Below are 9,688 nucleotides of genomic sequence, written 5' to 3' on the forward strand. Positions count from 1 at the left end.
CATGCCGTGGAGCAGGAGAAGCCGCGATCACACGGCCCTCGGTCACACGGCCCTCGGTCACACGGCCCTCGGTCACACGGCCCTCGGTCACACGGCCCTCGGTCATACGGCCCTCCCCAGGAACCGGTCGAAGCCGTCCCGGCCGGCGAACAGCAGCCCGGTCGCGAGCGCGGCCACCGCGGCGGCCACTCCCTGCCCGAGCGCGGTGAACGGCACCAGCGCCCCGTCGGCTCCCGGATCGGCCACGCGCGCGGCGAGCAGGAGCGCGATCCACGCGCCGCCGGCCAACGAGGGCGCGCGCACCGGGCCCAGCCGGGGAGTCAGTGCCAGCCCGGTCGCGGTGAGGGCGAGCGCGGGCAGCAGCCAGGCGAGGGCCCGCAGCCCGTACCCGGGCAGGGCGAGCGTGGCCAGGCCGTCGAGGCCGAGTCCGGCGACGAGCACCGCGACCGTCCGGATCATCAGCAGCCGGAAGCCGTGCAGCGGGGCCACCACGGCCATCTCGTACGTCGGGTCCAGCACCGGCCCGAACGAGAGCGCGACGCCGGCCAGCGGCAGCAGCGGGGCCAGGGCGAGGAAGAGCGTGGGCGAGTCTGTGGTCCGCAGCGCACTGCTCACCCAGACGCTGATGCCGAGCACGGCGAGGACCGCGCCCAGCCACGACCCGCGCAGCACCGGGGTGGCCGCGAGCAGCCGCGCGATGTGGTCGGGGACCCCCGCCCGCACCAGCAGCGACTCGGCCAACCCGGGCCGGGGCGCGTCGAGTTCGGCGTCCAGACGCTCCCATCCGGCGTCCAGGGCGGCCGGGTCTCCGACGTCGGCCAGCACGGCCCGGCACCGGGCGCAGGCGCCGAGGTGGGTGTCGGCGGCCCAGAGCACGGGCGGCGCCAACTCTCCGCGCGCGTAGGCCCGCAGATCCTCTTCGCTCACATGCCAGGTCATGCGGCCACCTCCCACCGTCGTCCACCCGTCCTCATGCCGGTCCTTCGCGATCGTTCGCCCGTCCTCATGCCAGCGCCTCCCGCAGTTGCCGGCGCGCGCGCATCGCCCGGGTCTTGACCGTGCCCGGCGGGATGCCCAGCAGGACGGCCGCCTCTCGAGTGGTCAGGCCGTCGATGACCGTCGCCTGCAGGACCGCCCGCAGCTCCGGTGAGAGTCGGACCAGGGCCCCCGCGAGGTCCCCGTGCTCCACGCCCGCGAGCACCCGTTCCTCCGCGGACGCCTCGTCCCGGTGCCGCAGCCGGGCCAGCGCCTGCCGCAGCCGCCCCCGAGCCCCGTCCCCGCGCAGCGCGTCGACCAGCCGCCGCGACCCGATGCGCCAGAGCCACCCCGCCACGTCCCCTTCCTGCCGGTACCGGGCCTTGCCCCGCCACACCGCCAGGAAGGTCTCCTGTACGACGTCGTCGACGAGCCCGGGGTCGGCGCACCGGCCGCGCAGCCGTGCCGTGAGCCACGGCGCGAACCGCCGGTACAGCTCCTCGAAGGCGCGCCGGTCCGCGTCCGCCGCGATGGCCCGCAGCAGCTCCCCGTCGCTTCTTGTCTCGCTCACGTCTCCTCATCGGACGAGCCGGGTCGATCGGTTCACGCGATCACGCTTGACTTTCGAACCAGCGGAAACCACCCTTTCCCTAGTTAATTAGTGAAATGGTGGACGCGGACCCGGCGCCTCGGCGGAACCAGCACCCGTCGCGGACCAGCGACCGTCGCGGACCAGCACCCGTGGCCGCCCGGCAGCCGCCCGTCGATATCCGGGAGCCGCCCCCAGATATCCCGCACGCCATGTCGCCGTAACCATTGGTTCAGACGGGCTTGCGACGCTCGGCGAATGAAGCCAGCCGTGCCAGAGCCTTCGCCTCCCCCCGGGGGAACCGCGAGGAACGGGGACGCCCGCGTGCTCGCCGCGCTCCCGCCAGCGCTGTCCGACGCGCCTGTTTCGCTCCCGGCGCGGAAGAATGGGTCCATGAGCCAGCCAAACGCCCAGGCACAGGTCCAGCACGCGCAGCCCTCCGTGGGTTCCATAGCCGCGCACCGCCCGCACACCGTGTCGGCGGCCGTCTCCGACCTGGAACCCGACATCGACGCCGACCTCGACGCGTACGAGGAGGCACCGTTCGACGGGCCCCAGCTTCCGCAGGGGCGCTTCCTCGACCGGGAGCGCAGTTGGCTGGCCTTCAACGAGCGCGTCCTCGAACTCGCCGAGGACCCGAACACGCCGCTGCTGGAGCGCGCGAACTTCCTCGCGATCTTCGCCAGCAACCTGGACGAGTTCTTCATGGTCCGGGTGGCCGGTCTCAAGCGCCGTATCCACACCGGTGTCGCCACCCGTTCCGCGTCCGGTCTCCAGCCCCGCGAGGTGCTGGAGATGATCTGGGCCCGCTCCCGCGAGCTGATGGCCCGGCACGCCGCCTGCTACCACGAGGACGTCGCCCCCGCCCTGGCCGAGGAGGGCGTCCACCTGGTCCGCTGGAACGAGCTGGAGGAGAAGGAGCAGGCCCGCCTCTTCACGCTCTTCCGCCACCAGATCTTCCCGGTGCTGACCCCGCTGGCGGTCGACCCGGCGCACCCCTTCCCCTACATCTCCGGCCTCTCCCTGAACCTGGCCGTGCGGGTACGCAACCCCGTCACCGGCACCCCGCACTTCGCGCGCGTCAAGGTGCCGCCGCTGCTGTCCCGCTTCCTGGAGGTCTCCCAGGGCCGGTACGTCCCCCTGGAGGACGTCATCGGCGCCCACCTGGAGGAGCTGTTCCCGGGCATGGAGGTGCTGGAACACCACGCCTTCCGGGTCACCCGCAACGAGGACCTGGAGGTCGAGGAGGACGACGCCGAAAACCTCCTCCAGGCCCTGGAGCGGGAGCTCATGCGGCGCCGCTTCGGGCCGCCGGTGCGGCTGGAGGTCGAGGAGAACATCGACCGCGAGGTGCTCGACCTGCTGGTCCGGGAGCTGAAGATCAGCGAGGCCGAGGTGTACCCGCTGCCGGGTCCCCTGGACCTCACCGGCCTCTTCCGCATCGGCTCCCTCGACCGGCCCGAGCTGAAGTACAAGAAGTTCGTCGCCGGCGTCCACCGCGACCTGGCCGAGGTCGAGTCGGCGTCCGCGCCCGACATCTTCTCGGCCCTGCGCGCCCGGGACGTGATGCTGCACCACCCGTACGACTCGTTCTCGACGTCGGTGCAGGCGTTCCTCCAGCAGGCGGCCGAGGATGACGACGTCCTCGCCATCAAGCAGACCCTGTACCGGACCTCGGGCGACTCCCCCATCGTCGACGCGCTCATCGACGCCGCCGAGGCGGGCAAGCAGGTCCTCGTCCTGGTCGAGATCAAGGCCCGCTTCGACGAGCACGCCAACATCAAGTGGGCGCGCAAGCTGGAGGAGGCCGGCTGCCACGTGGTCTACGGCCTGGTCGGCCTGAAGACCCACTGCAAGCTGTCCCTGGTGGTCCGTCAGGAAGGCGACACGCTACGGCGCTACAGCCACGTCGGCACCGGCAACTACCACCCGAAGACGGCCCGGCTGTACGAGGACCTCGGCCTGCTCACCGCGGACCCGCAGGTCGGCGCCGACCTCTCCGACCTGTTCAACCGCCTGTCGGGCTACTCGCGCCGGGAGACCTACCGCCGTCTCCTGGTCGCCCCCAAGTCCCTGCGGGACGGCCTGATCGCGCGGATCAACAAGGAGGTCCAGCACCACCAGGCCGGACGTCCCGCGTTCGTCCGTATCAAGGTCAACTCGATGGTGGACGAGGCGATCATCGACGCCCTGTACCGCGCGTCCCAGGCGGGCGTGGAGTGCGACGTGTGGGTGCGCGGCATCTGCGCGGTCCGCCCCGGCGTCACGGGCCTGTCCGAGAACATCCGGGTCCGCTCGATCCTCGGCCGCTTCCTCGAACACTCCCGCGTGTTCGCCTTCGGCAACGGCGGCGAACCCGAAGTGTGGTTCGGCAGCGCCGACATGATGCACCGCAACCTCGACCGCCGTATCGAGGCGCTGGTGAGGGTCACCGACCCGGCCCATCGCGCGGCGCTCAACCGGCTGTTGGAGACCGGCATGTCCGACTCCACCTCCTCCTGGCACCTCGGCCCGGACGGTGAGTGGACGAGGCACGCGACCGACGCCGACGGCCAACCCCTGCGCAACGTCCAGGAGATGCTCATAGACGCCCGGAGGCGCCGGCGTGGCACAGCAACACCTTGACCCGACGGACCCGCTGGCCGGGCCGGTGACCGGGGACGCCCTCGCGGACTACCTGCGGGCCCAGGCCACGGAGTTCCTCCGAGCCCTGCGGCTGCACCGGGAGACCGGCGGCAACGCCGCGAACGGCACGGGCCCGCAGGGCCCCGGCAGCCCCGGGGATCCCGTCGACCCGGCCCGCGCCCTGCGCCGCGCGGTCCGCCGCATCAGCGGCAGCCTGCACACGTTCCGCCCCCTGCTGGACGCGGACTGGTCGGAGTCCATGCGTCCCGAACTGGCCTGGCTGTCCGGCACCCTGGCCATGGAACACGCCTACTCGGCCCGCCTGGAGAGGCTGCTGCTGGCCCTGCACCGGCTGTCCGGGACGGTGTTCCCGACCCAGCCGAAGGGCGCCACGGTGGGCGCGGCGCAGGCCGGCGGCTCCGGTCCGCCGTCCCCTCCAGCGGCCCCGGACCGCGGCAACCTCACGGTGGGCGCGGCCAAGGCGGGCGCCCTGCTCGAACGCCAGCTGACCCTGGCCAGGACCCGCGCCCACTCGACCGCCCTCCAGGCCCTCGGCTCCTCCCGCTTCCACGCGGTCGCCGACAACATCGCGGTACTCGCCAGCGAGGTCCCGCTCGTGCCCACCGCGGCCACCACCGCCCTGCACCCGCACGCCACCGCGGCCCAGGAGAGGCTCACCGACGCGGTGAGTGCCCTCCCCCTCGTCACGGCCGGCCACCCCTACAACGCCGAGGCCCTGATCCACGGCCTGTCCCCCGACCCCGCCCCGCACCCCCAGGACACCTCCTGGCACCAGGTCCGCCTGCTCCTGCGCCTGCACCGCTACGCCCGCGAGGTCCTCCAGGGCACCAACGCCCCCGTGGACGTACGCCTGCTGACCGCCGGCCGGGCCCTGGACCGGCACCGCGACGCCTCCGAGGCGGCCGCGGCCGCGGCGCAGGCGGCCCGCACCCCGCGTATCGCACCGGCGACCGCCTACGCCCTCGGTGTGCTCCACGCGGACCAGCGGCACGAGGTGGAGGCGGCACGTTTCGCCTTCCAGCAGTCCTGGCAGAAGCAGGCGGTCGGCACGCCCTGACCCTTCAGGAGGCGGTGAACGACATGAACCAACCCGAGCAAGCCCCCGAAGCCCCCGTCCAGGCGGCGGGCTGCGTCCTGTGGCGCCGCTCCCCGGTGGACGGCGGGCTGGAGCTCTGCCTGGTGCACCGGCCGAAATACGACGACTGGTCCTGGCCCAAGGGCAAGCTGAAGCGCGGCGAGGACCACCTCGCCGGCGCCCTCCGCGAGGTCGCCGAGGAGACGGGCTACGAGGCCGCGCCGGGCGCCGAGTTGTCCACCGTCTGCTACATGGCGGGCGGCCGCGCCAAGGAGGTCCGCTACTGGGCCGCCGAGGCCACCGAGGGCGTGTTCGTCCCGAGCGACGAGGTGGACCGCATCCTCTGGCTCCCCCCGACGGCGGCCCGCCCCCGCCTGACCCAGCCCCGGGACCGCACCCTGATCGACGAACTACTGGTCCGCGTGTTCGAACGCACCTGACCGCACCGGAAGGCACCTGAAGGCCGCATACGCCCGTGCCCAAAGGGATTGCCCCTCAGTCCCGATAGTGCCCCTCGGCGTCCGCGCGGGCCTGGCTGCGGGCTCTGCGCGCCGGGCCGCGCCAGCCACAGGTACAGCGGGCAAGGCAGAAACGGCCCTGCTCGACCGTCTGCGTGTGGTGGGCCGGTCGGTCGGGAGGTGGGGGAATCCTGTCCTGCTGCGCCACCCCGACAACGTTACCCAGCCAAGGTAAACGGCTGGTGTGCGCGTGACGGGCCCTCATACGAGTCGTTAAGCGGAATGACACGGGGGCCCGTGACGGACATACCGGCTGGGGGTAGACAGGCGATGGCGGAGCGGCAGAAGCGTACCGGCGGTGCGGTCGTCGTGGCGGGGCTCCTGCTCTGCGGATCCCTCGGCACCGCCGGCTGCGGCAGTGGGGCGGCCGTCGAGGACGCCCGCGCGGCCGACCCGGTCAGCACCCTGCGCCGGGTCGCCGACACCCTGGTGGACGCCGGCACCTCGAAGGCCCGTACGTCGATGGAGATGGCCAACGGCGGAACCCGGGTCGCCATCCGGGGCGAGGGCGTGTACGACTACCGCCGGCAGCTCGGGCGGCTGAAGGTGCTGCTGCCGCAGGACCCGGCGGGCACCGTCGAGCACCGGCCGATCACCGAACTCCTCGCGCCCGGTGCCCTGTTCATGAAGAACCGGGGAGCCGGTGTACCCGCCGACAAATGGGTCCGGGTCGACACCGCCACCCTCTCGGACGGGAACCTCGTCACCGGCGGGGCCACCGACCCGCTCGCCGCCGCCGAGGTGCTGCGCGGGACGCGGACGGCGACGTACGTGGGCGAGACCGAGGTCGCGGGGACCGCGGTGCGGCACTACCGGGGGACGGCCGACCTCGGGGCGGCAGCCAGGAAGGCGTCCGCCGGGAGCAAGGGACCGCTGGCTGCCGCGGCGAAAGGGTTCGCCTCGCCCAGCGTGCCCTTCGACGTCTACCTCGACGACCAGGGACGCGTCCGCAAGATCCGCCACCGCTTCAGCTTCGTCGGCGGACAACCGAACGAGGCCGTCGCGGTCGCCTCGACAACCCTGCTCTACGACTTCGGGACCCCCGCGAAGGTACGGTTGCCGGCGGACGGCGACATCTACGCCGGCCGGATCGCCGAGGAATGACGGCCGGCCTTGCACGAACTCGTGACGGACGTCAAGAACTAGCCCGTCCGTGCCATGCGCCGCACGTGGGCCGCTCCCTACTCTAGGAAGCCGGTGACAGCAGAGACGAGGTGATGCGCGTGGCTCCGGTCGGCGGTACGGCAGTTCAGGACCACGTGGCCCTCGCCGAGATAGAACTCTGCGGAGAGTTGATCATCGCGGCCTCGGCCGCCGGCGAGGGCCGGCTCAGCCTGGAAAGCATCGACAAGGTCCTACGAGTGGCCGAGGAACGCGCCTGAGACACACGGGCCGACCGCATCCGGGCCCCTGAACCCATAAGCCGGCCCGGCTCCCTGAACCCATGAGCCGGCCCCGCTACCTGCACCCATGAACCGATGCGACTGCCCTTTTTCGGCCACCCAGTGCGCTCAGGCGCGCTCAGGAGCACTCACGTACGCAGCAGCCGCCCGATCGCCTTCGTCGCCTCCTCCACCTTCGCGTCGATCTCCGCGCCGCCCTTGACGGCCGCGTCGGCGACGCAGTGGCGCAGGTGCTCCTCCAGGAGCTGCAGGGCGAAGGACTGCAGGGCCTTGGTGGAGGCGGACACCTGGGTGAGTATGTCGATGCAGTAGACGTCCTCGTCGACCATCCGCTGAAGTCCGCGGATCTGGCCCTCGATGCGGCGCAGCCGCTTGAGGTGTTCGTCCTTCTGCTTGTGGTACCCGTGCACGCCCCGGTCGTGGTCCGTCACGACGCCGGACTCCTCGGCGGCGGAGGGCGCCGGCGCACCGGCCTCTGTGGTCGTCATCGCGTCCTCCACATCATGGACAGAACCATGAACAGACTTATACCCCTACAGGGTATATCCTACCGAACTTTCCGGGGTAGGAGGCCTGCGGGCGGCCCCCCTGCCGACCACTGTGCACCATGGGCGACACTGGGGGACGGCCCATTAGCCGTGGCCGGATGATGCACCTAGCATCAGCCTGACCGAAACCCATGCACCCCGAGGACCCCTTGTGCGCTTTCGTCTGACCCCCAGGGAGACGAGCTTCTACGACATGTTCGCCGCCTCCGCGGACAACATCGTCACGGGCTCGAAACTCCTCATGGAACTGCTCGGGGCGGACGCCTCCGCCCGGGCCGAGATCGCAGAGCGTATGCGGGCCGCGGAACACGCAGGTGACGATGCCACGCACGCGATCTTCCACCAGCTGAACTCCTCCTTCATCACGCCCTTCGACCGCGAGGACATCTACAACCTCGCGTCGTCCCTCGACGACATCATGGACTTCATGGAGGAGGCCGTCGACCTGGTCGTCCTCTACAACGTGGAGGAACTGCCCAAGGGCGTCGAGCAGCAGGTCGAGGTACTGGCGCGGGCGGCCGAACTGACCGCCGAGGCGATGCCGAACCTGCGCACCATGGACAACCTCACCGAGTACTGGATCGAGGTCAACCGGCTGGAGAACCAGGCGGACCAGATCCACCGCAAGCTGCTCGCCATGCTCTTCAACGGCAAGTACGAGGCCATCGAGGTGCTGAAACTCAAGCAGATCGTGGATGTGCTCGAGGAAGCCGCCGACGCGTTCGAGCATGTGGCGAACACGGTGGAGACCATCGCCGTCAAGGAGTCCTGACCTCTACATGGACACCTTGGCTCTGGTCGTGACCATCGCGGTCGCGCTCTTCTTCACGTACACGAACGGCTTCCACGACTCGGCGAACGCGATCGCCACGTCGGTCTCGACGCGCGCGCTCACCCCCCGGGCCGCACTCGCGATGGCAGCTGTCATGAACCTTGCCGGTGCGTTCCTCGGCTCCGGGGTCGCGAAAACCGTCAGCGAGGGACTGATCGAGACCCCCCAGGGGTCCAAGGGGATGGGCATCCTCTTCGCGGCGCTGGTCGGCGCGATCACCTGGAACCTGGTCACCTGGTACTTCGGGCTGCCGTCGTCCTCCTCGCACGCCCTGTTCGGCGGGATGGTCGGGGCGGCGCTGGCCGGCGGCACGACCGTGTACTGGAGCGGCGTGCTGGACAAGGTCGTCATCCCGATGTTCATCTCGCCGGTGGTGGGACTGGTCGTCGGCTACCTGGTGATGACGGCGATCCTGTGGCTCTTCAGGCGCTCCAACCCGCACAAGGCCAAGCGCGGTTTCCGGATAGCGCAGACCGTGTCGGCGGCCGGTATGGCCCTCGGACACGGCCTCCAGGACGCCCAGAAGACCATGGGCATCGTGGTGATGGCGCTGGTCATCGCGGACCACGAGGACTACGGCGACCCGATCCCGGTATGGGTCAAGATCGTCTGCGCGGTGATGCTGTCACTGGGCACGTACGCGGGCGGCTGGCGGATCATGCGGACGCTCGGCCGGAAGATCATCGAGCTGGACCCGCCCCAGGGATTCGCGGCGGAGACGACCGGCGCGTCGATCATGTTCACCACCGCCTTCATCTTCAAGGCCCCCATCTCCACGACCCACGTCATCACGTCCGCGATCATGGGCGTCGGCGCAACCAAGCGCGTGAACGCCGTGCGCTGGGGCGTGGCCAAGAACATCATCCTCGGCTGGTTCATCACCATGCCGGCAGCGGCCCTGGTCGCCGCAGGAGCCTTCGGCATCGTGAACCTGGCGTTTCTCTAGCAACCCGCGAGCCCTCATTTCAGGTGCCCGCGCACCCGGGACCGGGTCGCCGCACCCGCGCACGGCGCGAAGGGGACGGGTCGGGGGTGTCCGCCCGCAGCGGTTGTCGCGTCAACACCGCCAAGTTGGTGAGAAACCGATTCCGCGACGTTCCGA

At 71.0% G+C, this 9,688-nt stretch carries 10 protein-coding genes; 7 read left to right on the top strand and 3 right to left on the bottom strand.

The annotated features are described in order from the left end of the window. Positions 1–102: 102 nt before the first annotated feature. Together ABZ027_RS14230 and ABZ027_RS14235 are read right to left on the bottom strand one after the other, a co-directional pair. A complete protein-coding gene (locus tag ABZ027_RS14230; RefSeq protein WP_356767862.1) occupies positions 103–939 on the bottom strand; it encodes a zf-HC2 domain-containing protein in 837 nt (278 codons plus the stop codon). 64 nt (positions 940–1,003) lie between these two features. After that, entirely contained in the window at positions 1,004–1,546 is a 543-nt protein-coding gene (locus ABZ027_RS14235) for an RNA polymerase sigma factor (RefSeq protein WP_356767864.1), read from the bottom strand. A 276-nt stretch (positions 1,547–1,822) separates the two neighbouring features. Between ABZ027_RS14235 and ABZ027_RS14240 the strand changes: the two genes are divergently transcribed. The 5 genes from ABZ027_RS14240 (at position 1,823) to ABZ027_RS14260 (ending at position 7,185) form a co-directional block, all read left to right on the top strand. Continuing rightward, positions 1,823–4,189: an RNA degradosome polyphosphate kinase gene (locus ABZ027_RS14240; protein WP_356767866.1), complete on the top strand. Its 2,367-nt coding sequence runs from the start codon at positions 1,823–1,825 to the stop codon at positions 4,187–4,189. Next, positions 4,170–5,267, top strand: coding sequence for a CHAD domain-containing protein (locus ABZ027_RS14245; protein WP_356767868.1), 1,098 nt, complete (start codon positions 4,170–4,172; stop codon positions 5,265–5,267). The genes ABZ027_RS14240 and ABZ027_RS14245 overlap by 20 nt, the downstream gene beginning before the upstream one ends. 23 nt (positions 5,268–5,290) lie before the next feature. Continuing rightward, positions 5,291–5,725: an NUDIX hydrolase gene (locus ABZ027_RS14250; protein ID WP_356767870.1), complete on the top strand. Its 435-nt coding sequence runs from the start codon at positions 5,291–5,293 to the stop codon at positions 5,723–5,725. A 348-nt stretch (positions 5,726–6,073) separates the two neighbouring features. Continuing rightward, positions 6,074–6,907 carry a hypothetical protein gene (locus tag ABZ027_RS14255; protein WP_356767872.1) on the top strand — a complete coding sequence of 278 codons (834 nt, stop codon included), beginning with the start codon at positions 6,074–6,076 and terminating at the stop codon, positions 6,905–6,907. Between the two features lie 113 nt (positions 6,908–7,020). Continuing rightward, positions 7,021–7,185 carry a hypothetical protein gene (locus tag ABZ027_RS14260; RefSeq protein ID WP_356767874.1) on the top strand — a complete coding sequence of 55 codons (165 nt, stop codon included), beginning with the start codon at positions 7,021–7,023 and terminating at the stop codon, positions 7,183–7,185. Positions 7,186–7,334: 149 nt separating this feature from the next. On the opposite strand, the gene ABZ027_RS14265 is transcribed toward ABZ027_RS14260, so the two are convergent. Then, the gene (locus ABZ027_RS14265; RefSeq protein ID WP_356767876.1) at positions 7,335–7,694 is read right to left on the bottom strand and encodes a metal-sensitive transcriptional regulator; all 360 of its coding nucleotides are present in this window, start codon (positions 7,692–7,694) and stop codon (positions 7,335–7,337) included. A gap of 211 nt (positions 7,695–7,905) precedes the next feature. Between ABZ027_RS14265 and ABZ027_RS14270 the strand changes: the two genes are divergently transcribed. Then, positions 7,906–8,526, top strand: coding sequence for a DUF47 family protein (locus ABZ027_RS14270; RefSeq protein WP_356767878.1), 621 nt, complete (start codon positions 7,906–7,908; stop codon positions 8,524–8,526). A gap of 7 nt (positions 8,527–8,533) precedes the next feature. After that, the gene (locus ABZ027_RS14275; protein ID WP_356767880.1) at positions 8,534–9,532 is read left to right on the top strand and encodes an inorganic phosphate transporter; all 999 of its coding nucleotides are present in this window, start codon (positions 8,534–8,536) and stop codon (positions 9,530–9,532) included. Positions 9,533–9,688 lie beyond the last annotated feature (156 nt).

This window comes from Streptomyces sp. NPDC006332 (assembly GCF_040612855.1).
Lineage (GTDB): Bacteria > Actinomycetota > Actinomycetes > Streptomycetales > Streptomycetaceae > Streptomyces.